Below are 26248 nucleotides of genomic sequence, written 5' to 3'. Positions count from 1 at the left end.
CGCGGGAGACGTCAGCGCCCCATCACCTGCGTGAGCATCCACCCTCCGGCCAGGACGAAGGGAGCCGCCGCGGCGACCGCCAGCAGTCCGATCACACCGATCCATCCGAGCACGACGAGCGCCACCGCTGTCCCGCCGCCACTCCGGCGCTGCGGCGGGTGGAGGGTCAGCGTTGGGAGGTTCTCGGTGGTCATGAGTCAAGCCTGGCAACCCACCCCGCCCCTCACATCCGTCGGAAGGATGTTTCACATCCTTCCCGAGGACTATTCACCCGGCGCGACTCACACCGCGCCCGGCATCGTGCCCCGCCACGGGCGACGGGTCGCAGCGGGGGCAGGATGAAAGGCCGCCTCCACCCAGATCTCGAGCTTCCACGTCGGCACGCGGAAGATCCGCGCGACCAGCACGACCGGATGCCCCGCCTCGACGACCGCTGCGACGGCGAACTGCTGAAGCGACTCGAACGTGCGGCCCGCGAGAGCGCCGTGGCGGAGATCGTCGAAGCACCGCGGTGTCCGGTTCGGCGCGGACGGCCCGCGAGGAGCGGGCGGGGGCGTCTGAGCCCGCGGAGCGGGCTGCACGAACGGAGCGGTGCGAGCCGGATATCTCGCGGGGGATCCCGGCTGAGCAGAAGAGGCGGGGCGGGGCGGGTCCGCGAATGACGTCGAGCCCGCGGCGCCGAGGTACCCGACCGGCGGCTCCCAGAGTTCGGGGACCTCGAGCGGGACGTAGCCCGCGGCGGAGGCCTGCGGGGCCGCGCGGGGAACGGGCGGCCCGGTGACCGCCGCCGACGGCGCCGCCGGCGCGGACATCGATCTCGCGAAGGGCGCGCGCGGGGGCATCGCCCGCTCGGCGGCCGGACGTTTCGGGACCGGCGGATGCGGTTCATCGGCGCCGTCGGGCACGCGCGCCATCCGTATCGCCACCACGATGAGGGCGGCGATCGCGACGGCAGTGACGACGAGAACGGGGTTGTCGCGTGCCCAGACGATCAGGTCCATGACGCTTCCTCTTCCGCTACGGCACCCGGGCATCACAAGCCCGGATCGTGCCGCGTTCAGAGGGGTCGGGGTAGCCCGTCAGACGTGACACATGAGGTGTACAGGGGAAGAATACTCCCCCGCCCCGTCCCGGCAAGGATCTGACGCAATCCATCCCGAACCGAGATGAACGGCGGGCCCCGATTGTTCGGGACCGGGACCCGCCGCGCAAGAGCCTTCGCGGGGACCTTGCGAGGCCATCATGCGGGACGGTTCCCGGTACGCGCCCTGCGGACGTGGTGAATTCGCCCGGTGATTCACCCGTGGCGCGGATGCGGAGAACTGCTCAACCGGAAACACCCCGTTCATCAACCATCTCTAGTGTTCGGCGCATGGCACACGCACCGATCAAGGCCGTCATCCCCGCAGCGGGACTCGGGACCCGATTCCTGCCGGCGACGAAGGCGATGCCGAAGGAGATGCTGCCGGTGGTCGACAAGCCCGCGATCCAGTACGTGGTCGAGGAGGCGGTGGCGGCGGGCAGCGACGACGTGCTGGTCATCGTCGGACGCAACAAGAACGCCTTGGCCAACCACTTCGACCGCGTCGCGGAGCTCGAGCACACGCTGGAGCGGAAGGGCGACGCCGCCAAACTGGAGAAGGTCATGCAGGCCAGCCGGCTCGCCGATGTGCACTTCGTGCGCCAGGGCGACCCGCTCGGGCTCGGCCACGCCGTCCTGCGCGCCCGCAAACACGTGGGTCACGAGACCTTCGCCGTCCTCCTCGGCGACGACCTGATCGACGCTCGCGACGTGCTGCTCGCACGCATGATCGAGGTGTCCCAGTCACACTCGGCCACCGTTGTCGCCCTCATGGAGGTCGATCCATCGCAGATCCACCTCTACGGGTGCGCGGCGGTCGTACCCACCGGCGAAGACGACGTCGTGACCATCACCGGCCTCGTCGAGAAGCCGTCGGCCGCCGATGCGCCGAGCAACCTCGCCGTCATCGGACGCTACGTGCTCAAGCCCGAGATCTTCGACGTGCTCGAAGAAACCGCACCGGGCAAGGGCGGTGAGATCCAGCTCACCGATGCTCTGGAGGCGCTGGCCGAGGACGAGAGCATCGGTGGACCGGTTCTGGGCGTCGTTTTCCGCGGCCGCCGGTATGACACGGGAGACCGACTCGACTACATCAAGTCGAATGTGCAGCTCGCCCTCGACCGCCCCGATCTCGGCCCCGATCTGGCGCAGTGGATCAAGGAGCTCGCCCCCACGCTCTGAAGCGACGCCGGTGATCGCAGCGGAGATTCACACGCGCATCGAGGGACGAGAACGGGCAGAGTAGAAGAACACACTCGAACCCTCCGGAAGGCACGGCATGACCGACGCGCGTCCAGATTCCCCCGACGACTCGCAGGCGGGCTCCAGCCCGTTCGATGAACTGATGCGCCCGTCCCCGGGCGACGAAGGCAACACGTTCTCGGTGGGATTCCGAGGCTACGACCGTCATGAGGTCGATGCGGCCATCTCCGAGCTGACGGACCGCCTGCAGCGCACCACGGCGGAGCTCGGTACGGCCGAGGCGCGCCAGCGGGAGACCCTCGACCGACTGCGCGAGGAGCAGCGGGCGGAGATCGAGCGGCTCGTCGCCGAGACCGAGGAGTCGGTGAACCGGGTCCGCGAGGAGCAGCGCGAGCAGGCGGCGCGTCTCGAGGCCGATCTTCAGACGGCGACAGCGCAGATCTCCGAGGCCGAAGCACGCATCGCAGCCCTGACCGCTCAACTCGTCGAGCGTCCGGACGGGGAAGAAGGGGCGGATGCGGAGGCGTCCGCCGATCCGTCGACGCGCGATCAGTTCGAGGCTGTCCTGCGCGTCGCAGAGGAGCAGGCGAGCCTCATCGTGCAGAATGCCGCGGCGCAGGCCGAGCGCCTCCTCGAAGCCGCACGTGAAGAAGTCGCAACCCAACGCGCCCAGGCCCAGGCGGACATCTCCCGCATCCAGGCGCAGGCTCAGCACGATGCCGACCAGGTGCGTCTGCGGATCGATACCGAGTACACGGCGCACGAGGCGACCGTCCAGCGCGAAGCGGCGCACGCCGCCGAGAAGCTCGCGCAGGCGGAACGAGAGGCCGAGACGATCCGTTCAGAGGCGGAGAAGGGCGCCGCTGCGCTGCGTGCCATGGTGACGCGCGAGACGGCGCAGTTGCGCAGCGACACCGAGCGCGACGTCCGCGAGATGAACGCACGGCTGCTGGAGTTCGAGGAGACGCTGACCCGCCGTCAGGATGACGCGCAACAGGAGTTCCTCGTCCTGCACAACCAGGCGGTCGCCCACGCCGAACGCATCACCTCCGACGCGAACGATCAGGTCGCCGCCTCCCTCGAGCACGCGCAGCGCATCTCGGCGAAGGCGGACGACTACGAGAAGCTGATGCGCGCTCAGGCCGCGCAGATCGAAGCGGACGCACATGTGCGCGCACAGGAGAACCTCGATCGCGCGCGTACCAAGGCGCACAAGATCGTCTCCACCGTCATCGATCACTCCACCGCCGTCCTGCGCGATGCGGAGGACCGGACGCGCGCGCTGCGCTGGCAGCAGCAGCAGCTCACGAGCTTCATGTCGGAGGTGCGCGAGCTGATCCGTCCGGAGGGCGTGCTCAGCGCAGCGATCGGTGCGGACGAGACGACGGCCGATGCAGAGCACGGCGCCGGTGACAGCGAGCCCGCGGATGAGAACGGACACGCCTGAGCGGAATTGCTCAGATCCATGAATCGCCTGTGTTCCATGTGATTGAATTCACATGAGTGGTCGCTCCCCGCGAAGGCCCGACCGCTCGCACCCGAGCTGGGGCCGCGGCCAGATGCTCATACCCCCTCCCCGGCATCGCCGAGGAGGGGGTTCTGCATTTCGCGATCAGCGCGTGAGCATCGCGGCGACGACGAGGGCGACGACACCGGCGGCGAGCAGAGCGACACCGATGTAGAGCGTCCAATGCGGCCGCTGCGAGAGCTGCCGGTGCAGGCGGCGGCGACGACGGGCACGAGCTTTCGCGTCGCGGTCGCGCAGGGCCGTCTCACGGGATCCGACGCTCGAACGATATTCTGAGCGCGAGTACGGTGCCTGCATGCGTCCTCCCAAGGACTGAACGGTTGGAGCCGGAGGACCGTCGAGACGCCGGAGCATCAGAGTCGGGAGCTCCCTCATCCGCCGGCCTTCCCCGAAGATACCCACGCATGTTTTCCCGCAGGTTGCGGCTGAGTACTTTTCCGTCGCCGATCACGACCCACCCCCGGCGACGGGCAGAATGCGACAAAGGAGAGAGGCCGCGATGGGCGCATCGGCAGGCGGGGGCTTCTCCGTCGATGACGGACTGCTCGACCACCTCGACACCGGGATCGCGATCTTCGACCCCGAGGGGCGTCTGCGCGCGGCCAACGCCGCCGCACACCGCTACGCGCGGCTGCAGGGCGTGGATCTGGACGATCTCGATCTCGCGCGCTCCCTCCGCGAGAGTCCACCCGGATTCGACATCGACGATGCACCCCTGCGGGTGGATCAGTCGGTCATCCTCGCTGCGGCGGAAGGCCGCGAGGCGCAGCGCACGGTCTGGGCCGGGCCCGTCGATCGCCGCCGAGCGCTGCGCAAGTCGTCACATCGGATCACGTCGCCGACGACCGGCCTCGAGGGAACGGCGCTTCTCACGCGGGACGTATCACGGCGGGCCCACTACGATCGGCTGCCGCATGACTTCCTCGCCTCGACCTCGCACGAACTGCGAAACCCGCTGACGCCGATCGTGGGGCACCTCGAACTTCTCACCGACGACATCGCGCAAGGCGAGTCAAACGCAGCGGTGCGGCTCGAGATCCTGCGTCGCAACGTCGACCGGATCATCCATCGCCTGGACGAGCTCCTGCTCATCGAACACCTCGCTCCGCGGCTGGTGCTGACCCCCTGCGATGCCGCCCTCATCGTCGAGGAGGCGGTCGCGGCACGCGCCTCGGATGCGTCCGCGCACGAGATCCGCATCCTCGTCGACGTCGTCCCGACTCCGGTCAGCGCGGACGCGAACCGCCTGCGGATGGCCGTCGAGGCCCTGATCGGCAACGCTCTCAGGTTCGGTCCGCGCGGTTCCACCGTCACGGTGGCGCTCACCTCCGATGCCCCCGCGGGACGGGTCGACATCACGGTGATCGACGAAGGACCCGGCTTCCGCCCGTCTGAGCTCGCCAGGGTCTTCGAGCCCTTCCATCGCGGTCGCGACGCGCGAGCCAACGCGGTACCCGGCCTCGGGCTCGGACTCGCCGTCTCGCGTGCGATCGCGCACGCTCACGGCGGCGCCATCGACATCGTCAGCGAGCCGGGGTCGGGCGCTGTCGTGACGCTCACCGTGCCCATCGACCATCGCTGAGGGCATTCTCACGGCCGCGCCCTTCCGCCCCGACGACCACTCGTGGTTTACTCCTTCCGAGCGCCCGCTCCCCGCGAAGGCCCGAGCGCTCGCACTCCGTAACGGCCCCTCGCCATCGCCGGCGAGGGGCCGTTCTCACGGCACTCAGCCGTGCGCCACGACGCTGTCCAGAACGACAGCGGACTCGATCGTCGTTGCGGCCACTTCGAGGTCGGGCACATAGGTCTCGCGCAGGCGTTCCGAGCTCTGCGCGAACAGCTGACGCAGCTCGTCTGCCGGCACCTCCCGCGCCGCGACAGGGCACACCATGGCCACCCGCCCCGGGCCGATGAGTCCCACCTCGGCATCGCCGGCGACCGACCGCGTGCAGGCGGCGACCAGAGCCGTGTTGACTTCATCGATGTACTCCGCACCGAACGATTCGCGGATCAGCTCCAGCTCGTCGACGGTCGCCACCCGCCAGGAGACGGACCCCTGCTCGGCGAGCATCTCCCTGGCGCGCACCGCCAGTCGATCGAGCGTTCCCACTTGCTGGACCCGACGACTGGCTCGTTCGTCTCGGGCGGCGGCGAGGACGCTGAAGGCCAGGAGGATCACCGCCAGCACCCCCGCGATCGTGGTGGGGCCCGTGGAGAAGTACTGGGCGTAGATCCCGTCGTACAGACCGTCGATCGCCAGGAAGATCGCGCGGCCGACGGAGTAGAGCGCGTAGCCGACCATCGTCGCGGCGATCGCCAGCGTGCCGCTCGTGGCGCGCGCGCGGCCGATGCGAGCCTCGATCGCCGTCAGCGTGCAGCCCGCGATCAACAGGAGGATCTTGATCCCCGACGAGACCGTCTCGGACAGCAGGATGCTGCACACGAACATCGCGACACCGCCCGAGAGCACGACCCACAGGCGCCATGGCCGCCTGTCGTTGAGGGCGCCGACCGCCACCCACAGCATCGCCGGCGCCAGCACCATGGCAGCGTCACCGGCGGCGAGGGTCCACACCGCCTGCTCGAGTGAGAAGTAGACCACGTAGAGCAGGCTGGAGAAGACCGCGAACACCGCGGAGGCGGTGGCGATCCCGAGGAAGGACCCGGAGCGATAGGAGGGGCCTCTCACCCAGAGGAAGGCCGCGAGGACGACGAACGTCGCCACGATGCTGACACCCACCAGGGGCAGGCCGGTCATCGCATTCATGGCCGTCCCTCCGCCGCAGGTGAGAACGCCATGCTACGCGCGGGCGGCGCGGGCGTCAGCCGACGACGGAGAACCCCGTTCTCTCACCGCCTGCGCAGCGGCCGGAAACTGGGGATGGGGATCGGCTTGCTGATCGGGCTCACCGGCTCTGGCGCGGCAGCGCCGAAACGCTCCTCGAACTCCCGCCGCACGTCATCCTCGAAGTAGTCCGCGTCGTCGCGGAGATCGTCGTGCTCCTTGATACTCATGACCGCCTCCTGCTGCGATCACGGTAGGTCGACGCAGGGGGCATGCCACGGGGGTTGCGTATCCGCGAGGACCCGTCTACTCGCGCGCGCTCGCGCCCATGGCTGCGACCGCGTCCGCGAGCAGCGGCCGCGGCATCGCGAGCACGAGCCGAAGGAATCCGGGAGCCGCGCACAGCGCACCGTCTGTCAGGACGACCCCCGCGCGCTCGCGGAAGAAGTCGGCGGGCGCGGCCGGCAGCGCGAGGCCGCGCCCGTCGAGCCATGCGAGGTAGGTGCCTTCGGGCGGCGTGTACCGCACCTCCGGCAGGTGCTCGGCGAGCAGGGCCACCAGCAGCATCCGATTGCCGTCGAGGTACTCGATCGTCTGGGCGAGCCAGGACCCTCCTTCGTCGTAGGCCGCGATGGATGCGACGACACCGAGAGTGGACGCGCCGTGCACGTGGGCGAAACCCACGCGCCGGTAGATGTCGTCGTCGTTCTGGTTCGACGTGATGAGCTGGGCGGCCTTGACCCCCGGAATGTTCCACGCCTTCGACGCGCTCGTGCCGGTGACGGTGTGCGCGGCGGTGGCCTCGGAAAGGGAGGCGTACGGCACATGGGCGACACCGCCGTACCGCAGCGGCGCGTGGATCTCGTCGGCGAAGACCCGGCCGCCGTGGCGCTCGACCACCTCGGCGATCCGGGTGAGTTCCTCACGGGTGAGGACGGAGCCGGTCGGGTTGTGCGGGTTGCACAGCACGAGCGTGCGCGCGCCGGCGGAGAACGCGGCGTCGATGCCCTCGATGTCGTGCTCCCACCGCCCCGACACCACGCGGCCCGGCACCGGGATCACCGGATGCCCGATCGCCGGCAGGTAGGTGAGGAACGGCATATAGGCGGGCGTGGGCACGATGACCGGCGATCCGGCGGGTGCGAACGTGCGCACCGCGACGCCCAGCGCAGCCATCACGTCGGCCACGGGGTGCACGCGCTCGGACGCGACGCTCCAGCCGTAAGCGCGCCGCATCCATCCCGCCGTCGCCGCCGCCATCCGCTCGGCGAGCGCCGGCGAGAGATACCCGAGCGTCTCCTCCTCGACCGCGCGGTGCAGCGCGGCACTCACCACCGGCGCGGTTCCGAAGTCCATCTCCGCCACCCACGCGCCGATCTTGCCGGGATGCAGGCTCCACTTGCGACTCTCCGGTCGATCGAGCCTCTCGCGGCCGCGTTCGTCGTAGGGATGCGTCACAGATTCGACGCTACCGGTGGCGTGCGCTCGATGTGCCCGGGATGCCGTATTCTGTCATTCAAGCAAGGGGAGTACTCCCGCTCGCGGTCGGCTCGTCAGTACGGATCCAACGTCGGATCCCGGGCCGCCGGTCCCGACCAGCATCGGGGCGGAGGAGACCTTGGCGTCATGACCGTACGCCGACCCCTTGGAGTTCTCCGTGAACGTCACCCCTGCCATCTGGCTCATCACGATCGCGATCACGATCGCCTTCTTCGTCTTCGAGTTCTTCGTGCACGTGCGCAAGCCGCACGCCCCCACCATCCGCGAGTCCGCCGTCTGGTCGGTCTTCTACATCGGCCTGGCGCTGTTGTTCGGCGTCGGGATCGGCATGGTCTCGGGCTGGAGCTTCGGCGGCGAGTACTTCGCTGGGTACCTGACGGAGAAGGCGTTGTCGATCGACAACCTCTTCGTCTTCCTCATCATCATGACGGGTTTCGCCGTGCCCAAGGAGTACCAGCAGAAGGTGCTCATGATCGGCATCGTGATCGCGCTCATCATGCGCGGCGCCTTCATCGCGCTGGGCGCCACCCTCATCGAGAACTTCTCCTGGGTGTTCTACATCTTCGGAGCCTTCCTGCTCTACCTGGCCTGGCAGCAGGCGTTCTCGAGCCACGAGTCCGACCCGTCGAACGGGCGGATCGTGCGGTTCATGCGCCGCATCCTTCCGGTTCGCGATGAGTACCACGGCGACCGGCTGACCGTGAAGATCGACGGCAAGCGCTTCGTCACCCCCATGCTTCTGACCATCGTCGCCGTCGGCTTCATCGACCTGGTCTTCGCCCTCGACTCGATCCCCGCGATCTACGGGCTCACGCAGGAGGCGTACATCGTCTTCACCGCCAACGCCTTCGCCCTGATGGGCCTGCGCCAGCTCTTCTTCCTCATCGGCGGGCTGCTGGAGCGCCTGGTGTACCTGGCGCAGGGCCTCGCCGTCATCCTCGCCTTCATCGGCGTGAAGCTCGTCTTCCACGCGCTCCACGTCAACGAACTGCCGTTCATCAACGGCGGCCGGCACATCGACTGGATCCCCGACATCCCGATCTGGTTCTCGCTGCTGTTCATCGGCGCGACGATCGCGGTGGCCACCGTCGCGAGCCTGCTGAAGACCCGAGGCGACCGCCTGAAGGCCGATCGCGAACGAGTGCAGGGACGTCCCGTCGCCACGGCCGAGGTCGACGAGCACTGAGTTCGCGCTCACGCGCATCAGGAGATCTCCCCTCAGCAGGACCGTTCGCGCGGAATCAACCTGCTGAGGGGATTCCTCCTGATGACCGGATGCGGGTGAGGCGCCGCGTCAGAGCGGGCAGATCTCGAAGGCGTAGTCCGCATCCCCCGGCGTCGTGAGGTCGCGATCGCGCAGCACGAGGGACGCTGGCGTCGTCGGGTCGGCGCACAGTTCGTCGAACGGCCGGTCGATCGCGTCCGTGTACTCGATCGCGATCACGGCGTCGCCGTAGACGTCTGTGTAGGCCGCGCACTCGTCGTAGGACGCGCATTCCTCCACCACGGCGAAGTCGAAGCCGGCCTCGGCGCGCAGGCGCTCCGCATCCTCCGCCGCGTTCTTCTGACCCGCGGCCAGGCCCGCGCGATGAGCCCGCTCGACGAGCAGCGTCGCGAGCGCGACGTTGTCGTCGGCGTGCAGGAGATCGCCGGAGCGGGTGTAGGTGTCGAGGTTGTCGAACTCCACCGCCGCGTAACCTGCCGCCGCACAGCCGTCGATCCACTCACCGACGCGCGCCGCGATGGCTCGGCGGTCCTCATCCGATCGGGTGTCGAGGAGCGCCTCGTCGGGCCAGTCCGGGTCCATCACGTCCGCACCCCCCTGCCGCAGGACGAGGTCGTCGGGCCACTCGCTGCGCTCGCCGGGCTGCGTCTGAAACCCGTTGAGATAGCAGATCGAGTACACCCCGGATGCCGGCGCGGCGGTGCGGTCACGGACGACGATCCCCACCCGCGGATCCGGCGGGTACGCACCGCCGAGCTGATAGTCGACGGGCGTTCCCGCGGGCGGCCACCACATCACCGCCGCGGAGCTCGGGGTCGAAACCGGGTCGCTCGCGCACGCGGCCATGGCGGCGAGTGCGACAGCGAGCACACCGGCGGCGAGCACCCGCACCGGCGCGAACGCAGGGCGGCGGCGCGTCACGAGGAGAGCAGGGCACCCACCCGCGCGACGAGCTCGCGCGGCGAGAAGGGCTTCGTCATGAAGTCGTCGGCCCCTGCAGACAACGCGCGAGCGATGTCCTCGTCCTGCGCCCGGGCGGTGAGCATCATGATGCGGGTGCTCGCGAAGGTTGCATCACCGCGAAGTTCTGCGCAGACCTCCAGACCGGTGCGGTGCGGCATCATCCAGTCGAGGATCACGAGGGAGGGACGCGCGTCGCGTGCGGCGACGAGGCCCTGCTCACCATCGGCAGCCACGGCGACCTCGTGCCCTGACGCCGCCAGGCGGTGCTGGATCAGCTGCGCCACGTCGGCGTCGTCTTCGACGACCAGGATGCTCGCCACGGCCGCCACCTCCTCGTCACCCTTGACTCGTGTACGGGGCGGGCGCCGCCGAGAGGGTACGTTCACAGTATGAACGCTGGCGCCTCGTTCGCGACACTCGGCGCCCCGTCACGGAGCGTACGGATCCCACCGTGGTGGAGTTGGCCGATCGCGGCGGTGGTCATCGCCGCCCTGGGCCTCACGGGGACGATCTTCACGCCTCCGGGAGGCAGCGCCGCCGCGTGGTGGCCGGCCGCAGGAGCGGCCGCCCTCTTCGCGCTGCTCAATCCCCCGCGCCGGCGCGGGGCCGTCGTGCTGCTCGTTCTCGTCGTGACGGTGATCCCCAACCTCATGTACGGCCGTTCGCTCGCGGTGGCGGTCGGCTACGCGCTGGCGAACGCCATGGAGATCGCGGCTCTACTGGCCGTGCTGGCGATCTGGGGCTACCGAGGATCCCGCACGTTCGTCCTGCGCCGCACCCGTGAGGCGCTCGTCCTCGTCGTCGCCGGCGTCACCGGTGCCCTCGTGGCCGCTCTGATCGCGGCCGTGACGGTCGCCCTGCTCGGCGACGGCGACTTCTCGGCGACGGCGCTCAGCGTCTTTCCCTCCCATGCGGCAGCCGTGCTTCTGATCGCGCCGTTCGCCTGCATCCCGCCGTCCTCCGGCCCTGTGCCGCTGCCGCGGTGGGAGGCCGTGCTGCAGCCCGCCCTCCTGCTGGGCGTGCTCGCGTTCGTCGCCTTCCCCCGCGGGGAGATCCCGCTCACCTTCCTGCCGTTCATGATCATCGCGTGGGGATGCCTACGCCTGCCCTTCGCGGTGTCCCTCATCGAAGTGCTGGTCGCCGGCATCGCGATTCTCATGGTCACCCTGGCGGGGAGAGGGCCGTTCGCCCTCGGGCTCTCCGCGGCCGAGCGCGCGATCACCGTCGAGATCTTCCTCATCGCCTTGGCGACGGTCTCCCTCCTGTTGCTCACCGCACGCGCGGAACAGCAGGAGACGGCGCGCGCCGCAGCGCGCACCAGCCACCTGCTCTCGGGCGGGCTGGTCGAGACCGAGGTGGGTCTCGCCGTGGCGCGCCGCGACGGGGAGAGCACCCGGCTGTTGTGGGCGAATCCCGCCGCCCGATCGATGATCGCCCTCGAACTCGACGGTGACCAGTGGAAGGGACCGCTCGAGCACGTCGCCCGCCACGCCAGTCGCGACGGCGTCGAGCGTGTGCACACGGAGGGAGACATATCGCTGCGGTTGGTGGCCAACCCGATCGAGAACGATCCGGGACTGTTCGCGGTCCAGGTGCTCGACGTGTCGAGCACCGTTCGCATGGTCCAGGCCCACGCCGAGGCCGAGCGCGAACGCGCCGCGGCCACCGAGCTGCGGGCCGACCTCAGCCGGCAGCGTGACGATTTCATCTCGACCACGAGCCACGAGCTTCGCACGCCTTTGACCAGCGTGCTGGGCTACGCCGAGCTTCTCGAAGAGTCGCCCGTGCTGACCGCTCTCGAACGCGACTGGGTCGCCCGCATCCGGCGGAACGGTCTGCGCCTGTCGGACCTCGTGGAGGACCTGCTGATGGTCGGCGGCGCCCATGCGACGCCTGTGAGCCCCGGCGAACAGCACACGCTCTCCACCCGCTCCGTGGTCGCGGCGATCGTCGCCTCGCACGGCGCGGCGGCCGACGAGAAGGGGCTGCGCCTCGAGATCGACGTCGACGCCGGAACGAACGTGCACGGGGTCCCCGCCGACATCCATCGCTCACTCGGAGCGCTGCTCACGAATGCGATCCTGTTCACGCCGGCCGACGGAGACGTGCTGGTACGCGTCCGCGAAGACGGCGACGTCACCGAGATCTCGGTCAGCGACAGCGGGCCCGGCATGAGCGACGCCGACCGCGACCGCGCCTTCGACCGCTTCTTCCGGACTGCCGAGGCCGAGCACTCGGGCACGCCGGGCGTCGGCCTCGGCCTGTCCATCGCGCAGCGCCTCGCGCAGCGCAACGGCGGGACGCTGGAGCTCGTCTCGCCCGCATCCGGCGGCCTGCGTGCGGTGCTCCGACTGCCGGCGGCACCTCATCCCACCTGAGCACACCCTCCGCTCCCTGCCTGCACGGGTTCAGGAGACGGGCAACGGCACCCGCGCCTCGAGCACGACATCGCGGCCGCGCTGGAAGAGGTGCGCGCCGCCCAGATTCGCGATGCCGCGGCCGGGGCTGAGCGACAACGCCGAGCCCAGGCGTCCTGGCGACGACACCTCGACGCGGAGTTCCGGAGCCGCATCCCGGTCGCCGCGGGTCACCTCGAGTGTCGCCTGCCTCGCCCCCGAATGCTTGACCGCATTGAGGAAGCCCTCGCTCGCGATGTCGACGACACGGCGTGTCACGTCCTCCCGCCCGAGGGCGATCCGCGCCTCGTCATCGATGTCGCTCGAGATCTCCAGAACATGAGACCACGTCTCGATCATCTGGGCGAGAGCGTTCGACGGCGCGACCGGCGCCGGTGCGGCCTCTGCCGAGCCCTCGATCTCCGCCAGTGCCAGCGCGATCGTCGCCGCGAAGGCATCGATCTCCTCGGCGGTCGCCCCGCGCTCGTCCACCGTCGCCGCGAACAGCACGCACCGCCCCTGCACGCGGCCGTGCAACTGCTCGGCCGCGCTGCGCAGCTCCAGACGCGCGCGCGTCGTGCGCGCCGCCACCGCATCCGTCTGCGCGGCCAGAGCGCGCGACAGCCGACGCGTCTGCACGATCGCACTGTGGATGGCGTCGGAGGAGACACCGATGATGGCCGCGAGCAGGGGGAAGGCGAGGATCGGAACGAGCGCCGTCGGCAGCGTCTGAGGCGCCAGGAGGATCGCGGCCGAAGAGAAGAGCACCCCGGTCGCGAACCAGGCGAACAGGATCGCGCCGCCGCGCGCAGTGGCCGAACGTCGCCGCGACGAACGGCGGGCGACCGCGTCCGCCACGAAACCGCAGGCGAAGACGAGCACGACGGCGAACAGGGCGAGCGCCGTCGGCACCGTCGTCAGCGTGTACGGAAGGCTGCCGACCGCGTAGGCGATGCTGACGACCACCGGGCTCGGCGGGCGCAGCCGTGCCAACAGCGGGCGACGGGAAGCGGTGGGCACCTCCACGGGACCGGTCCCTGCGGCGATCTCGGACAGCGGCAGCGCCGCCTCGTCCTCGAGATCGTGGCTGACCGCGCGGACCGACTGCGAGAATGCGCTGACGTCGTCGAATCCGGGACTCGTCGCCACGAGCTGCGCGAGCTCGGCGTGGAGCTTTGCGATCTGCCCGTGCAGCAGCAGGCGGGCACGGCGCGCGTAGGCGTCGGCACGACGGTCGGCCTCACTGAGATCGGACAGCGCGACCCGCAGGCGCGCACTCGCGTCGCGGGTGGCATCGTAGGCCACCGTCGCCGTGGCGACGAGGGAGAGCACGATCAGCCAGATGACGACATTCGTGGTGATGCGCTCGACCCAGGACCCCGTGCTGGGTTCGCGCAGCAGCAGGAAGCCGGCGGCGTCGTTGAGCACGGGACGCACCGCCCCGACGGCGACCACCGCGGCGAGCACGAGGACGGCCCGCCAACGACGGCGTCGTATCCGGCGTTCGGCCCACGCCACCGGCAGTACGAGCACGACCAGAACGGCCCAGACGAGAACCGAGATGCCGATGGCGGGCAGGTAGTCCACCGTCGAGCTCACGGAACGGTAGGCGCCGAGCACGGTCACTGCGATCAGAAGAGCGACGGCGGCGCTCCATCCGCTGAAGAAGCGACCGCTGGCGAGGGTCCCCCACCAGATCCGTGCCACACGTCGCGCACTTCCGAGGGCACCGCCGCCGCGGGTTTCGGCGTATGTGCGGGCAGGGGTCATCGCCGGTTCCGTCCGGTCACGTCGTCGCTCGACGCCTTCGACGACACGGATTCTCCGCGCACCATCGATCTCATAGATCCCCTCAGGCCGTCGGGTCGACCTGCTTTGCGCGACTACTGTACCCAGCGCGACGCCGGATGGGGCGTCATGCAGCGCATTGCGTGCGCGCCGTCAGGGGATGTGCGCGCTCAGATCGCGGCGAGCGCCGCATCCAGATCGGCGAGAAGGTCCGCCGCGTCCTCGATGCCCACCGAGAGGCGCACGACCTCGACGGGGACCGCCAGCTCGGTCCCGCGCACCGAGGCGTGGGTCATCGCGTCGGGGTAGTTCACGAGGGATTCGACGCCGCCGAGCGACTCGGCGAGCGTGAACAGTCGCGTGGACTCGGCGAAGCGGCGGGCCGCCGCCTGGTCGGCGAGCGCGAGCGACACGATGCCGCCGAACCCGCTCATCTGGGTGCGCGCGAGGTCGTGGCCGGGATGCGTCGACAGGCCGGGGTAGTAGACGGCGGCGACCCGCTCGTGGCCGGCGAGGAAGTTCGCGACGACATCCCCGTTCTCGCTGTGGCGCTGCATCCGCACACCGAGGGTCTTGATGCCGCGGGTGGTCAGCCAGGCGTCGAAGGGGCTCGAGACCGCGCCGACGGCGAACTGGAGGAAGCGCGCCGCCTCGGCGAGCTCCGCATCCTTCGTGATGAGTGCGCCGCCCACGACGTCGGAGTGGCCGCCGAGATACTTGGTCGTCGAGTGCACGACCACGTCCGCGCCCAGGGCGAGCGGCTGCTGCAGCGCGGGGGTCGCGAACGTGTTGTCGACCACGACGAGCGCGCCCGCCGCGTGTCCGAGGCGCGCGAGCCCCGCGATGTCGCTGACTTTCAGCAAGGGGTTCGAGGGGGTCTCGACCCAGAGGATGCGGGCCGGTCGCTCCTCGAGAGCTGCGGCGACGGCATCCAGATCGCTCATGTCGACCACGCGGAGCGTCACACCCCACGGGCCGAGCACACGGGCGATCAGCCGGTAGGTGCCGCCGTAGACGTCGCTGCCGAGGAGGACCTCGTCACCCGGTTTCAGCACGGCACGCAGCAGTGCATCCTCGGCGGCGAGTCCGGATGAGAACGACAGTGCGTGCTCACCGTGCTCGATCGCGGCGAGCTGCGTCTCGAGAGCCGTGCGGGTGGGGTTGCCGCTGCGGCCGTACTCGTAGCCGCCGCGAAGACCCCCGATGCCGTCCTGCGCGAACGTGGTGCTCATGTGGATCGGTGGGATGACCGCACCGGTGGCGGGGTCGAAATCCTGCCCTGCGTGAACCGCGAGGCTGGCGAAGGCGCGGGCTGCGGGGTTGGTCATCGGTGTGCTCCTTCGTCGGTGCGGGCCCCTGCGAGCCGGCTTGTGGTCTGTTCGACGGCGAATCCGTGATCGGTCATCCACGCGTCGTCGAAGATCTTGCTGAGGTAGCCGCGGCCATGATCGGGCAGCACCACGACGACGAGGGCATCGGCGGGGAGCTCCTGCGCGGCGCGGAGGGCGGCGACCACCGCCATCCCACCCGACCCACCCACGAGCAGACCTTCCTCGCGGGCCAGGCGGCGCGTCATCGCGAACGCCTCGGCGTCGTCCACGCGCTCATAGCGGTCGACGACGGCGGGGTCGAAGGTGGCCGGCCAGAAATCCTCGCCGACACCCTCGACGAGGTAGCCGTGCAGCGGGCCGCCCGAGTAGATCGATCCCTCGGGGTCGGCGCCGATCACGGTGACGCGGCCGTCGGACGCCTGCTTGAGGTAACGGCCCGTGCCGCTGATGGTGCCGCCGGTTCCGATGCCGGCGACGAAGTGGGTGACGGCGCCATCCGTGTCCGCCCAGATCTCAGGGCCCGTCGTCTCGAAGTGTCCGCGCGGGCCGTTCTGGTTGGCGAACTGATTCGGTTTGAACGCACCGGGGATCTCACGCGCCAGCCGGTCGGACACGCTGTAGTACGAGTCCGGATGCTCGGGCGGAACCGACGTGGGCGTCATCACGACCTCGGCGCCATAGGCCCGCAGCACCGCGACCTTCTCGCCGGCGAACTTGTCGGGCACGACGAAGATCATCCGGTAGCCGCGCTCGAGGGCGACCAGCGCCAGGCCGACGCCGGTGTTGCCGCTGGTCGGCTCGACGATGGTGCCGCCGGGCTGCAGGAAGCCGTCCCGCTCGGCGGCGTCGATGATGTTCTTGGCGATGCGGTCCTTCGCGGAGCCACCGGGGTTGAAGTACTCGACCTTGGCGAGCACCGTGGCGGCGATGCCGTCGGTGACGCGGTTGAGCTTGACGAGCGGGGTGTTGCCGACGAGCGCGGCGACGCTGGATGCGTAACGCATGGAGGTATCCCTGGGTGCGGCGGGGCCCGGCTGCGGGAGCCCGCGGGTTGTCGGTGGTTGTCGGTGAGGGTGCGCGAGAGGGCGCACGGGATCACTCAGCGACAACAACGACAGGTAAGCACGGTGCGACGGTATCAGAGCGCCGCTGCATCCGCCATCGTCGCCGTCACAGACTCGCAGGCGCCCCTGCCTCTTCCGGGCAGGGGCGCGCGACGCGGAGACGCCGGCACGCGCAGTGAATTGCGCACAACTGAATTGCGTGCAATGCTTTTACCATGACGGAGACGACGGGACCGGCGCTGGATCGGATGCTGTGCTTCTCGCTGTACTCGGCGAGCAGAGCGACGACCCAGGTGTACCGGCGCCTGCTCGAGCCGTGGCAGCTCACCTACCCGCAGTACCTCGTGCTCGTGGAGCTCTGGGATCGCGGGCCGCGCACCGTCAGCCAGCTGGGCGAGGGCCTCGGCCTGGACTCGGGCACGCTGTCGCCGCTTCTCAAGCGGCTCGAGAAGGCGGGTCTCGTCACCAGGACCCGCGAAGACGCCGACGCGCGCGTCGTGACCGTCGCACCCACCGAGCGCGGCACAGCCCTGCGCTCAGAGATGTCCGAGCTGCCGTCCCAGATGTGGAACTGCTACGGCCTCGAGCCCGATGCGGCCCGCGCGCTGCTCGCGGCGCTCCACTCACTCACGGCCACGCTGCACGCCGACGCCGACTGAGCTCCCCTCCCCCGAAGAACCAACGAAAGGTATCCCCCATGGACGTCCTCTACACCGCAGAAGCCCTCGCCACCGGAGGCGGCCGCAACGGCCACGTCACCACGAGCGACGGCATCCTCGACGCCGACGTGCGCGTGCCCAAGGAGATGGGCGGGGCGGGCGAGGCCCTGAACCCCGAGCTGCTGTTCGCCGCCGGCTACTCGGCCTGCTTCCACAGCGCGCTGCAGTCCGTCGCCCGGATGCAGAAAGTCGCCATCCACGACACGAGCGTCGGTGCGCGCGTCAGCATCGGTCCCAACGGCGAGGGCGGCTTCCAGCTGGCGGTCGAGCTCGAGGTCGTCATCCCGGACCTCCCCGCCGACCAGGCGCAGGCCCTCGCCGACGCCGCCCACCAGGTCTGCCCCTACTCGAACGCCACCCGCGGCAACATCGAGGTCACGGTCCGCGTCGTCGAGGACTGACACCTTCCTCAGAGCTGGAGGCGGTATCCCATTCCGGTCTCGGTGAGCAGATGCACCGGGCTGGCGGGGTCCGCCTCCAGCTTCTTGCGCAGCTGCGACATGTAGAGGCGCAGATACCCCGAGTCGTTGACGTTCTCGCTCGCCCAGATCTCCTTCAGCAGGCTCTGGCGCGTCACGAGAGCACCGGGGTGCCGCGCGAGGAACTCCAGCATCCGCCACTCCGTCGGCGTGAGGTGCACCCGCGCACCCGCGCGCGTGACGGTCTTGGTCGCCAGGTCCAACTCGACGTCCCCGAAGCGCACGACAGGATCGTCGACGGATGCGGCGGCCCGCCGTCCGAGCGCGCGCAGCCGCGCCAGCAGCTCGTCGATCTGGAACGGCTTGGTCACATAGTCGTCGGCACCCGCATCCAGAGCGTCCACCTTGTCGGCGGAACCCGTTCGTCCGGACACGACGATGATGGGCGCCCGTGTCCACCCGCGCAACGCCTCGATCACCTGCACGCCGTCGAGATGCGGCATGCCGAGATCGAGCAGCACGATGTCGGGATGCGACTGCGCGGCCAGCGTGATCGCCGCCGCGCCGTCGGCTGCGGCGACGACGTCGTAGCCGTGCGCGGCGAGCGTGATCCGCAGGGCCCGAACGAGCTGCGGATCATCGTCTGCGACCAGGATCTTCACGAGCCCATCCTCCCCTCGGATGCGGCATCCGCCGGCCACAGCGGCAGCGAGACGACCATGGTGAGGCCGCCGCCGGGGGTGTCCTCCGCGGTCAGCGTGCCGCCCATCCCCTCCGCGAAGCCGCGCGAGAGTGCGAGCCCGAGACCGAGTCCGACCGTGTTGTCGGTGTCACCCAACCGCTGGAAGGGCGCGAACATGTCGTCCCGGCGCTCGGCCGGCACGCCAGCGCCCCGGTCGACGATGCGGATCTCCGCCCGCTCGCCGAGACTGCTGGTCGCCACGCGCACCCGGGCGTCCGGCGGCGAGTGGCGCGCGGCGTTCGCGAGCACGTTCACGATGACCCGCTGCAGCAGCACGGGATCCGCGGCGATCGCGGGCAGGGCAGGATCGAGCGCGAGTTCGACCCTGCCCGGGCCGAGCCCCAGCTCGTCGAGGGCGGCGAGGACCGAGCCCGCGGCATCCACCGGTGCGAGCGCGACCGCGAGCACGCCGGCCTCCACGCGGCTCACGTCGAGCAGATCGGTCACGAGCGTCGACAGGGTCGCGAGGCTCTCCTCGGCGGTGTCGAGCAGCTCGCGCCGATCGGCGGGGCTCAGGTGCGCTCCCGCGGCGCGGAGGCCGCCGATGGCCGCGACCGCAGCGGCCAGCGGACGGCGGAGGTCGTGGCTGACCGCGGAGAGCAGGGCCGTGCGCACCTGGTCGGTGGCGGCGAGCGCGTCGACCTCTCGCGCCGCCGCCGACAGGCCGGTGTGCTCGAGGGCGGCGGCGAGCTGCGCGACGATCACCTCGAGCAGGCGCCGAGCCGACGCATCCGGGCCGGGGCCGTGCAGCTCGAGCACCGCGTCGCCGACCGGCAGCATCGTGACCGCGCCACCGCGCACCGGTTCGCCGTCGGTGGCGATGGCCTCGCCGTCGGCGGCGACCAGGCGCACCCCCGCGAGGCCGAACGCCTCGCGCGTGCGCGTGATGAGGGCGGGCACCGCGCTCTCGCCGCGCAGCACGGAACCGGCCACCGTTGCCAGCAGCTCCGACTCCGCCGCGGCTCGTTCCGCACGGCGCGTGCGTCGAGCCGCCTGGTCGACGATGTAGCTGACGAGGATCGCGATCACGACGTAGAGACCCAGGGCGAGCGCATGCAGGGGATGCGCGATCGAGACGGTGAAGGTCGGCGCGACGAAGAGGAAGTCCAGCGTCAGCCCCGACAGGACTGCGGCGAACAGCGCCGGCCAGATGCCGCCCACGAGGGCGACCACCACGACGAGCAGCTGGAAGGCGAGCACATCGGAGGTGATCGACTCATCGCTGCGGAAGGCGAACAGCACCGCCGACAGCAGCGGGCCCATGGTCAGCGCGATCACGAAGCCGAGGATGCGGCGCTTCACGCTCAGCGCTCCCCGCTGCACCGAGGGCAGTCGCATCCGTCCACCGGCGGCGGCCGCGTGGCTCACGATGTGCACGTCGATGTCGCCCGAGAGCCGGATGACGGTGGCCCCGATGCCGGGACCGGTGACCGCTGCAGCCCACCGGGAGCGTCGACTGACGCCGATGACGAGCTGGCTCGCGTTGACGGAGCGGGCGAAGTCGACGAGGGCGCGGGGGACGTCATCGCCGACGAGCTGGTGGTACGTGCCGCCGAGGGATTCGACCAGCGCGCGCTGGCGTGCGAGCGCGCCCGGCGTCGCGCGGCGCAGGCCCTCCGCGCTGGACACGTGCACCGCCAGAAGTTCCCCCCCGGCCGAGCGCGCCGCGATCCGGGCGCCTCGCCGAAGCAGCGTCTCCCCCTCCGGACCCCCGGTGAGCGCGACGACCACCCGCTCGCGCGTCTGCCACGTGCCGCGGATGTCGTGCGCGCTCCGGTAGTCCTTGAGGGCGCTGTCGACCTCGTCGGCGAGCCACAGCAGCGCGAGCTCGCGCAGCGCCGTGAGGTTGCCGAGGCGGAAGTAGTTGGACAGCGCCGCATCCACGCGTTCGGCGGGATAGACGAGTCCGGCCGACAGGCGGTCCCGCAGCGACTGCGGCGCCAGGTCGACCACCTCGACCTGATCGGCGCCGCGCACGACGGTGTCGGGGACGGTCTCGCGCTGTGCGACGCCGGTGATCTGCTCCACCACGTCGCCGAGCGAGGCGATGTGCTGCACGTTGACCGTGGTGATCACGTCGATCCCGGCCGCCAGCACCTCCTCGACGTCCTGCCAGCGCTTGTCGTTCCGCGAACCCGGGGCGTTCGTGTGGGCGAGCTCGTCGATGAGGGCGACGTCGGGATGCCGCGCGATGACCGCATCCACGTCCATCTCGTCGAGCTCGACGCCGCGGTGCGCCCACCGCCGTCGCGGGATCTGCGCGAGCGCCTCGGCCTGCTGCGCGGTGGCTGACCGACCGTGGGTCTCGACGACGGCGATGAGGACGTCGCCGCCCTCCTGGGCGAGTCTCGCGCCCTCGCGCAGCATCTGGAACGTCTTGCCGACGCCCGGCGCCGCGCCCAGCAGCACGCGCAGCCTCCCGCGCTTCATGCCCTCACCCTAATCTTCTCTGCGCCGCCTGCTGATCTCCCCGCGCTCGGCGAACTGCCGCTTCCCCTGTCACAGATCGAGCCCTGGCCGTGGATCTGTGACAGGGGAGCATGACCCCCGCCCGCTCGCCTGTCACAGATCGAGCTGCGAGCGTCGATCTGTGACAGGCGAGCAGGACCGCTCATGGCCGGGTCACGGCTTCAGCGCGTCGAGGGCGAGGTTCAGCTCGAGCACGTTCACCCGCGGCTCGCCCAGATACCCGAGGTCGGAGCCGGTGGTGTGCGCTGCGACGAGCGCACGCACCTCCGCCTCGTCGAGGCCGCGCACGTGGGCCACGCGGGCCACCTGCAGCGCCGCGTAGGCGGGGCTGATGTGCGGGTCGAGCCCGGACCCCGATGCGGTGAGCGCGTCGACCGGCACGGATGCGGGGTCGACACCCTCGAGCTCGGCGACCGCCCGTCGGCGCTCGGCGATCGACGCGATCAGGTCGGGGTTCTCGGGACCCAGGTTGGACCCGGAGGAGGCACTCGCGTCGTAGCCGTCGCCGGCGGCCGACGGGCGCGACTGGAAGTACTGCGGAAGAGCGGCGCCGTCGGCATCCGTGAACGACTGGCCGATCAGGGCGCTGCCGACGACCGTGCCCGCGGCATCCGTCACGAGCGAACCGTTCGCCTGCGTGGGCAGGGCGAGCTGGCCGATGCCCGTGAGGAGGGCGGTGTAGCCGACGCCGAGGACGAGGGTCGCCACGAGCAGGGCACGCACGGCGACGCCGGACTGGCGGAGGGCGGAACGAAGGGACATGGTGTCGTCTCCAGGAAGGGCTCAGAAGCCCGGGATGAGGCTCACGACCAGGTCGATGAGCTTGATGCCGACGAACGGGGCGATCACGCCGCCCAGCCCGTAGATGAGGAGGTTGCGGCTGAGCACCTGCGACGCGGAGGCCGGCCGGTACCTCACGCCGCGCAGGGCCAGCGGGATGAGGAAGACGATCACGATCGCATTGAAGATGATCGCGCTCGTGACGGCGGATGCGGGCGAGCTGAGCTGCATGATGTTCAGCGCCGCGAGGCCGGGGAATACCCCCATGAACATCGCCGGGATGATCGCGAAGTACTTGGCGACGTCGTTCGCGAGCGAGAACGTGGTGAGGGCACCGCGGGTGATGAGCAGCTGCTTGCCGATGCGCACGATGTCGATCAGCTTGGTGGGGTCGCTGTCGAGGTCGACCATGTTGCCCGCCTCCTTCGCGGCCGACGTGCCCGTGTTCATCGCAACCCCCACATCCGCCTGCGCGAGAGCGGGCGCGTCGTTCGTGCCGTCACCGGTCATGGCGACGAGGTTGCCGCCGGCCTGCTCCTTGCGGATGAGCGCCACCTTGTCCTCGGGGGTGGCCTCGGCGAGGTAGTCGTCGACGCCGGCCTCGGCGGCGATCGCGCGGGCGGTGAGCGGGTTGTCGCCCGTGATCATCACGGTGCGGATGCCCATGGCCCGCAGCTCGTCGAACCGTTCGCGCAGCCCCTCCTTGACGATGTCCTTGAGGTGGATGACACCCAGGATGCGGGTGCTGGCGGCATCCGCCACGGCGACGACGAGCGGGGTGCCGCCGGCGGAGGAGATCGTCTCGACCTCGCTGGTCAGCTGCGCCCTGGTCGCCGTGGCGATCGCCACCCCCTCCGCCTCGACCCACGCGGTGATCGCGGAGCCGGCGCCCTTGCGGATGCGCGTTCCGTCAGGGAGGTCGAGCCCGCTCATCCGGGTCTGCGCGGTGAAGGGGACGACGACCGCCCCCTCGGGCTCGGCCGCGTCGATCCCCTGCGTGCGGGCGAGGTCGACGACCGAGGTGCCCTCGGGCGTCGGGTCGGCGAGCGAGGAGAGGGCAGCGGTGCGGGCCAGCTCCTCGGCATCGACCTGCCGCAGCGCGACGAACGCAGTGGCGCGACGGTTGCCGTAGGTGATGGTGCCGGTCTTGTCCAGCAACAGCGTCGTCACGTCGCCGGCGGCCTCGACCGCGCGACCCGACATCGCGAGCACGTTGCGCTGCACGAGACGGTCCATGCCGGCGATTCCGATCGCCGAGAGGAGCGCTCCGATCGTGGTCGGGATGAGGCAGACCAGCAGCGCCACGAGAACGGGCACCGAGACGGGGGCTGCGGCGTATGACGCGATCGGGTTCAGCGTCAGCACGACGATCACGAAGACGATCGAGAGGCTCGCGAGCAGGATGTTCAGGGCGATCTCGTTGGGGGTCTTCTGCCGCGAGGCACCCTCGACGAGCGCGATCATGCGGTCGACGAAGGTCTCTCCGGGGCGAGAGGTGATGCGCACGACGATGCGGTCGCTGAGCACCCGCGTGCCGCCGGTGACGGCGCTGCGGTCGCCGCCGGATTCGCGGACCACCGGCGCGGACTCGCCCGTGATGGCCGACTCGTCGACCGTGGCGATCCCCCACACGATGTCGCCGTCGCCGGGGATGAGCTCGCCCGCGGCGACCACGACGACATCGCCGAGGGTCAGCTCGCTCGAGGCCACCTGGGTCGTCGCCGCCTTCTCGGCCGTGCGGTCGCGCTCGGGATCGTAGGCGAGGAGCCGGCGGGCCATCGTGCTCGTGCGCGTCGAACGCAGCGCCTGCGCCTGCGCCTTGCCGCGCCCCTCGGCGACGGCCTCGGCGAGGTTCGCGAAGATCACGGTCAGCCACAGCCAGAGCGCGATGCCCCAGGTGAACACGAACGGCACGGGCGAGCCGCCGGTGCTCCCGGGGCCGCCGAGGAGGGGCTCCGCGATCGCGATGAGGGTCGTGAGAGCGGCACCGACCCACACGAGGAACATGACCGGGTTGCGCCACAGCGCTGCCGGGTTGAGCTTGGCGAGCGCGCCGGGCAGCGCCGCGGCGATCTGCGCGGCGCTGAAGGCGCGACGGGGGTCCTGCGCACCGCCGGAGGCCGGGGGCTCGGTCGGACCGGTGAGATCGGGGGATGCGGGAAGTCGGGACATGGTCACAGAAGCCCTTCCGCCAGGGGACCCAGCGTGAGAACGGGGAAATAGGTGAGTGCGGTGACGAGCACGCTCACGACCACGAGAAGGCCGACGAACTGCGGCCGGTGGGTCGGAAGGGTGCCGGAGGTGCCGGGAACGCGCTCCTGCGCGGCGAGGGAGCCCGCGAGCGCCAGCACCAGCACGATCGGGATGAAGCGTCCGAGCAGCATCACGACTCCCAGTGCGGTGTTCAGCCAGGGCGTGTTCGCGGTGAGCCCCGCGAACGCGGAGCCGTTGTTGTTGGCCGCCGAGGTGAACGCATAGAGCACCTCGCTGAACCCGTGCAGCCCGGGATTGAGGATCGAGGTGGATGCGATGTCGTCGCGCACGCCCGGCAGCGCGAAGCTCAGCGCGGTGCCGGAGAGCACGAGCACGGGCGTCACGAGGATGTACAGGCTCGCGAGTTTGATCTCACCGGGACCGATCCTCTTGCCGAGGTATTCGGGGGTGCGGCCCACGAGGAGTCCTCCGATGAACACCGCGATCACGGCGAGGATCAGCATCCCGTACAGGCCCGATCCGACACCGCCGGGCGCAACCTCGCCGAGCATCATGTTGATCATGGTCATGGCGCCGCCGCCTGCCGTGAAGGAGTCGTGCATCGAGTCGACGGCACCGGTGGAGGTGACGGTCGTGGAGGTGGCGAAGAGGGTGGAGGCCCAGATGCCGAACCGGGTCTCTTTGCCTTCCATCGCGCCGCCGGCGAGTTGCGGCGCACTGCCGAAGCCCTGCACCTCGAACCAGGTGAGCAGCGAGAGCGAGACGGCGAACAGGGTCCCCATCACCGCGAGGATCGCGTAGCCCTGGCGGTCGTCGCCCACCATACGGCCGAAGGCGCGGGGCAGCGAGACGGGGATCACGAGCATCAGGAAGATCTCGAAGAGGTTGGTCCACGGTGTCGGGTTCTCGAACGGATGCGCCGCGTTGGCGTTGAAGAAGCCGCCGCCGTTGGTGCCGAGCTCCTTGATGGCCTCCTGCGAGGCCACCGGGCCGCCGGGCAGGTTCTGCGCGGCCCCGCCGATGGTGTCGACGGGGGTGAAGCCCGAAACGTTCTGCACGACGCCGCCGACGATCAGCACGATCGCCGCGACGATCGCGAGGGGCAGCAGGATGCGGCCGACACCGCGCACGAGGTCGACCCAGAAGTTGCCGATCGTTCCGGACCCACGCCGCGCGAAACCGCGCACGAGGGCGACGGCGACGGCGAGCCCGACGGCCGCCGAGAGGAAGTTCTGCACAGCCAGTCCTGCGAACTGCACGGTGTACCCGAGGGTGGCCTCGGGCGAGTACGACTGCCAGTTCGTGTTGGTGACGAAGGAGACGGCGGTGTTGAACGCGAGCCCTTCCGGCACCGCCGGAAGGCCCAGGGCGTAGGGGAGGAACTGCTGCGTGCGCTGCAGGACGTACACCAGAAGCACGCCGACGGCGGAGAAGATCAGGACGCCGCGGGCGTACGCCCGCCAGCTCTGCTCCGCCTCGGCGTCGACGCCGATCACGCGATAGACGCCGCGTTCGATGCGGGCGTGCCGGGGCGAGGTGAAGACGAAGGCGACGAGATCGCCGAGCGGCCGGTAGGCGAGCCCCAGCGCCAGCAGCAGGGTCGCGATCTGGAGGATGCCGAAGGTGATCGATTCCGCATCCATCAGAACTTCTCCGGGCGCACGAGCGCGATCACGAGGTAGACGACGGCCGCGACCGCCAGGGCCGCGGCGACGAGGGAGACGACGATCATGCGCGCTCGCTCCGGGTGACGGCGGCGGGGCGGGTCGACGCGCGGTCGCGCGCCTGCAGGGCGTCGACGCCCTTGAGCACGAGGGCGACGAGCGCGAACAGCGCGAGCGTCGCGAGAACGTAGACGAGATCGAGCACGGGGACTCTCCAGAGGACATGCCGCGCGGTCGGCGCGGGCGCCCCGCTCGGGGCACTCGTCGATCGAACGCCTCCGCCAGGGCGCGTCCCGTCGCCCTTACGGAATCCGAACGGTCGGCGTTCGGATCCTCACACCCTCCTCACCCCGGGGCGCGCCCGCGCCGACACCCCT

25 protein-coding genes are annotated in these 26248 nt (G+C 70.3%); 7 read left to right on the top strand and 18 right to left on the bottom strand.

The window, feature by feature from the left end; translation table 11 throughout:
* Positions 1 to 11 precede the first annotated feature (11 nt).
* Together SK224_RS13275 and SK224_RS13270 are read right to left on the bottom strand one after the other, a co-directional pair.
* Positions 12 to 194: a hypothetical protein gene (locus SK224_RS13275; protein WP_320435145.1), complete on the bottom strand. Its 183-nt coding sequence runs from the start codon at positions 192 to 194 to the stop codon at positions 12 to 14.
* Between the two features lie 87 nt (positions 195 to 281).
* On the bottom strand, positions 282 to 1001 hold the full coding sequence (locus SK224_RS13270) for a hypothetical protein (RefSeq protein ID WP_320435144.1): 720 nt from the start codon (positions 999 to 1001) through the stop codon (positions 282 to 284).
* 371 nt (positions 1002 to 1372) lie between these two features.
* Between SK224_RS13270 and galU the strand changes: the two genes are divergently transcribed.
* A complete protein-coding gene (galU, locus tag SK224_RS13265; RefSeq protein WP_320435143.1) occupies positions 1373 to 2263 on the top strand; it encodes a UTP--glucose-1-phosphate uridylyltransferase GalU in 891 nt (296 codons plus the stop codon).
* A gap of 97 nt (positions 2264 to 2360) precedes the next feature.
* Entirely contained in the window at positions 2361 to 3731 is a 1371-nt protein-coding gene (locus tag SK224_RS13260; RefSeq protein ID WP_320435142.1) for a cell division initiation protein, read from the top strand.
* A 165-nt stretch (positions 3732 to 3896) separates the two neighbouring features.
* On the opposite strand, the gene SK224_RS13255 is transcribed toward SK224_RS13260, so the two are convergent.
* The gene (locus tag SK224_RS13255) at positions 3897 to 4109 is read right to left on the bottom strand and encodes a hypothetical protein (protein ID WP_320435141.1); all 213 of its coding nucleotides are present in this window, start codon (positions 4107 to 4109) and stop codon (positions 3897 to 3899) included.
* Between the two features lie 202 nt (positions 4110 to 4311).
* Between SK224_RS13255 and SK224_RS13250 the strand changes: the two genes are divergently transcribed.
* Positions 4312 to 5394 carry a HAMP domain-containing sensor histidine kinase gene (locus SK224_RS13250; RefSeq protein WP_320435140.1) on the top strand — a complete coding sequence of 361 codons (1083 nt, stop codon included), beginning with the start codon at positions 4312 to 4314 and terminating at the stop codon, positions 5392 to 5394.
* A gap of 144 nt (positions 5395 to 5538) precedes the next feature.
* On the opposite strand, the gene SK224_RS13245 is transcribed toward SK224_RS13250, so the two are convergent.
* The 3 genes from SK224_RS13245 to SK224_RS13235 all read right to left on the bottom strand — a co-directional run bounded on the left by SK224_RS13245 (position 5539) and on the right by SK224_RS13235 (position 8055).
* On the bottom strand, positions 5539 to 6579 hold the full coding sequence (locus SK224_RS13245; RefSeq protein ID WP_320435139.1) for a hypothetical protein: 1041 nt from the start codon (positions 6577 to 6579) through the stop codon (positions 5539 to 5541).
* Positions 6580 to 6662: 83 nt separating this feature from the next.
* Complete coding sequence (locus tag SK224_RS13240; protein ID WP_320435138.1) at positions 6663 to 6827, bottom strand: hypothetical protein; 165 nt, start codon at positions 6825 to 6827, stop codon at positions 6663 to 6665.
* A gap of 76 nt (positions 6828 to 6903) precedes the next feature.
* Positions 6904 to 8055, bottom strand: a complete 1152-nt coding sequence (locus SK224_RS13235) for a MalY/PatB family protein (protein ID WP_320435137.1) — start codon at positions 8053 to 8055, stop codon at positions 6904 to 6906.
* 199 nt (positions 8056 to 8254) lie between these two features.
* Here SK224_RS13235 and SK224_RS13230 point away from each other — a divergent pair, with 199 nt between their 5' ends.
* Positions 8255 to 9283 (top strand): TerC family protein, encoded by a 1029-nt coding sequence (locus SK224_RS13230; RefSeq protein WP_320435136.1) that lies wholly within the window; start codon positions 8255 to 8257, stop codon positions 9281 to 9283.
* Between the two features lie 108 nt (positions 9284 to 9391).
* Here SK224_RS13230 and SK224_RS13225 read toward each other — a convergent pair whose 3' ends face one another.
* On the bottom strand, positions 9392 to 10243 hold the full coding sequence (locus SK224_RS13225; RefSeq protein WP_320435135.1) for an endo alpha-1,4 polygalactosaminidase: 852 nt from the start codon (positions 10241 to 10243) through the stop codon (positions 9392 to 9394).
* Positions 10240 to 10605, bottom strand: coding sequence for a response regulator transcription factor (locus SK224_RS13220; protein WP_320435134.1), 366 nt, complete (start codon positions 10603 to 10605; stop codon positions 10240 to 10242). Before SK224_RS13220 ends, SK224_RS13225 begins: the two co-directional genes overlap by 4 nt.
* A 69-nt stretch (positions 10606 to 10674) precedes the next feature.
* On the opposite strand from SK224_RS13220, the gene SK224_RS13215 reads away from it, so the two are divergent.
* Entirely contained in the window at positions 10675 to 12663 is a 1989-nt protein-coding gene (locus SK224_RS13215; protein WP_320435133.1) for an ATP-binding protein, read from the top strand.
* A gap of 30 nt (positions 12664 to 12693) precedes the next feature.
* Here SK224_RS13215 and SK224_RS13210 read toward each other — a convergent pair whose 3' ends face one another.
* The 3 genes from SK224_RS13210 to SK224_RS13200 all read right to left on the bottom strand — a co-directional run bounded on the left by SK224_RS13210 (position 12694) and on the right by SK224_RS13200 (position 16804).
* Complete coding sequence (locus SK224_RS13210) at positions 12694 to 14388, bottom strand: hypothetical protein (protein WP_320435132.1); 1695 nt, start codon at positions 14386 to 14388, stop codon at positions 12694 to 12696.
* A 251-nt stretch (positions 14389 to 14639) separates the two neighbouring features.
* The gene (locus SK224_RS13205) at positions 14640 to 15797 is read right to left on the bottom strand and encodes a cystathionine gamma-synthase (protein WP_320435131.1); all 1158 of its coding nucleotides are present in this window, start codon (positions 15795 to 15797) and stop codon (positions 14640 to 14642) included.
* Positions 15794 to 16804, bottom strand: coding sequence for a pyridoxal-phosphate dependent enzyme (locus SK224_RS13200; RefSeq protein WP_320435130.1), 1011 nt, complete (start codon positions 16802 to 16804; stop codon positions 15794 to 15796). Before SK224_RS13200 ends, SK224_RS13205 begins: the two co-directional genes overlap by 4 nt.
* 275 nt (positions 16805 to 17079) lie before the next feature.
* On the opposite strand from SK224_RS13200, the gene SK224_RS13195 reads away from it, so the two are divergent.
* Together SK224_RS13195 and SK224_RS13190 are read left to right on the top strand one after the other, a co-directional pair.
* Positions 17080 to 17523, top strand: coding sequence for a MarR family transcriptional regulator (locus SK224_RS13195; RefSeq protein ID WP_320435129.1), 444 nt, complete (start codon positions 17080 to 17082; stop codon positions 17521 to 17523).
* A 38-nt stretch (positions 17524 to 17561) separates the two neighbouring features.
* A complete protein-coding gene (locus SK224_RS13190; RefSeq protein ID WP_320435128.1) occupies positions 17562 to 17984 on the top strand; it encodes an organic hydroperoxide resistance protein in 423 nt (140 codons plus the stop codon).
* Between the two features lie 8 nt (positions 17985 to 17992).
* On the opposite strand, the gene SK224_RS13185 is transcribed toward SK224_RS13190, so the two are convergent.
* The 7 genes from SK224_RS13185 to SK224_RS13155 form a co-directional block, all read right to left on the bottom strand.
* Positions 17993 to 18664: a response regulator gene (locus SK224_RS13185; RefSeq protein WP_320435127.1), complete on the bottom strand. Its 672-nt coding sequence runs from the start codon at positions 18662 to 18664 to the stop codon at positions 17993 to 17995.
* Complete coding sequence (locus SK224_RS13180; RefSeq protein WP_320435126.1) at positions 18661 to 21174, bottom strand: ATP-binding protein; 2514 nt, start codon at positions 21172 to 21174, stop codon at positions 18661 to 18663. The genes SK224_RS13185 and SK224_RS13180 overlap by 4 nt, the downstream gene beginning before the upstream one ends.
* Before the next feature lie 192 nt (positions 21175 to 21366).
* Positions 21367 to 21975 (bottom strand): potassium-transporting ATPase subunit KdpC, encoded by a 609-nt coding sequence (gene kdpC / locus SK224_RS13175; protein WP_320435125.1) that lies wholly within the window; start codon positions 21973 to 21975, stop codon positions 21367 to 21369.
* A 21-nt stretch (positions 21976 to 21996) separates the two neighbouring features.
* Positions 21997 to 24165, bottom strand: coding sequence for a potassium-transporting ATPase subunit KdpB (kdpB, locus tag SK224_RS13170; protein WP_320435640.1), 2169 nt, complete (start codon positions 24163 to 24165; stop codon positions 21997 to 21999).
* A 2-nt stretch (positions 24166 to 24167) separates the two neighbouring features.
* Entirely contained in the window at positions 24168 to 25850 is a 1683-nt protein-coding gene (gene kdpA, locus SK224_RS13165) for a potassium-transporting ATPase subunit KdpA (RefSeq protein ID WP_320435124.1), read from the bottom strand.
* Positions 25850 to 25939, bottom strand: coding sequence for a potassium-transporting ATPase subunit F (locus SK224_RS13160; protein ID WP_320435123.1), 90 nt, complete (start codon positions 25937 to 25939; stop codon positions 25850 to 25852). Before SK224_RS13160 ends, kdpA begins: the two co-directional genes overlap by 1 nt.
* A complete protein-coding gene (locus SK224_RS13155; RefSeq protein ID WP_320435122.1) occupies positions 25936 to 26076 on the bottom strand; it encodes a hypothetical protein in 141 nt (46 codons plus the stop codon). Before SK224_RS13155 ends, SK224_RS13160 begins: the two co-directional genes overlap by 4 nt.
* Between the last annotated feature and the right edge of the window lie 172 nt (positions 26077 to 26248).

The sequence above is a fragment of the Microbacterium sp. BG28 genome (assembly GCF_034044005.1).
GTDB lineage: Bacteria > Actinomycetota > Actinomycetes > Actinomycetales > Microbacteriaceae > Microbacterium.
This window is presented reverse-complemented; position numbering and strand designations above follow the sequence as displayed.

Excerpts from the sequence above, each read along its gene's own strand:
- SK224_RS13275 (WP_320435145.1), bottom strand. The coding sequence starts at position 194 with ATGACCACCGAGAACCTCCCAACGCTGACCCTCCACCCGCCGCAGCGC.
- SK224_RS13270 (WP_320435144.1), bottom strand. The coding sequence starts at position 1,001 with ATGGACCTGATCGTCTGGGCACGCGACAACCCCGTTCTCGTCGTCACT.
- galU (WP_320435143.1), top strand. The coding sequence starts at position 1,373 with ATGGCACACGCACCGATCAAGGCCGTCATCCCCGCAGCGGGACTCGGG.
- SK224_RS13260 (WP_320435142.1), top strand. The coding sequence starts at position 2,361 with ATGACCGACGCGCGTCCAGATTCCCCCGACGACTCGCAGGCGGGCTCC.
- SK224_RS13255 (WP_320435141.1), bottom strand. The coding sequence starts at position 4,109 with ATGCAGGCACCGTACTCGCGCTCAGAATATCGTTCGAGCGTCGGATCC.
- SK224_RS13250 (WP_320435140.1), top strand. The coding sequence starts at position 4,312 with ATGGGCGCATCGGCAGGCGGGGGCTTCTCCGTCGATGACGGACTGCTC.
- SK224_RS13245 (WP_320435139.1), bottom strand. The coding sequence starts at position 6,579 with ATGAATGCGATGACCGGCCTGCCCCTGGTGGGTGTCAGCATCGTGGCG.
- SK224_RS13240 (WP_320435138.1), bottom strand. The coding sequence starts at position 6,827 with ATGAGTATCAAGGAGCACGACGATCTCCGCGACGACGCGGACTACTTC.
- SK224_RS13215 (WP_320435133.1), top strand. The coding sequence starts at position 10,675 with ATGAACGCTGGCGCCTCGTTCGCGACACTCGGCGCCCCGTCACGGAGC.
- SK224_RS13205 (WP_320435131.1), bottom strand. The coding sequence starts at position 15,797 with ATGACCAACCCCGCAGCCCGCGCCTTCGCCAGCCTCGCGGTTCACGCA.
- SK224_RS13200 (WP_320435130.1), bottom strand. The coding sequence starts at position 16,804 with ATGCGTTACGCATCCAGCGTCGCCGCGCTCGTCGGCAACACCCCGCTC.
- SK224_RS13195 (WP_320435129.1), top strand. The coding sequence starts at position 17,080 with ATGACGGAGACGACGGGACCGGCGCTGGATCGGATGCTGTGCTTCTCG.
- SK224_RS13190 (WP_320435128.1), top strand. The coding sequence starts at position 17,562 with ATGGACGTCCTCTACACCGCAGAAGCCCTCGCCACCGGAGGCGGCCGC.
- SK224_RS13180 (WP_320435126.1), bottom strand. The coding sequence starts at position 21,174 with ATGAAGCGCGGGAGGCTGCGCGTGCTGCTGGGCGCGGCGCCGGGCGTC.
- kdpC (WP_320435125.1), bottom strand. The coding sequence starts at position 21,975 with ATGTCCCTTCGTTCCGCCCTCCGCCAGTCCGGCGTCGCCGTGCGTGCC.
- kdpB (WP_320435640.1), bottom strand. The coding sequence starts at position 24,165 with ATGTCCCGACTTCCCGCATCCCCCGATCTCACCGGTCCGACCGAGCCC.
- kdpA (WP_320435124.1), bottom strand. The coding sequence starts at position 25,850 with ATGGATGCGGAATCGATCACCTTCGGCATCCTCCAGATCGCGACCCTG.
- SK224_RS13160 (WP_320435123.1), bottom strand. The coding sequence starts at position 25,939 with ATGATCGTCGTCTCCCTCGTCGCCGCGGCCCTGGCGGTCGCGGCCGTC.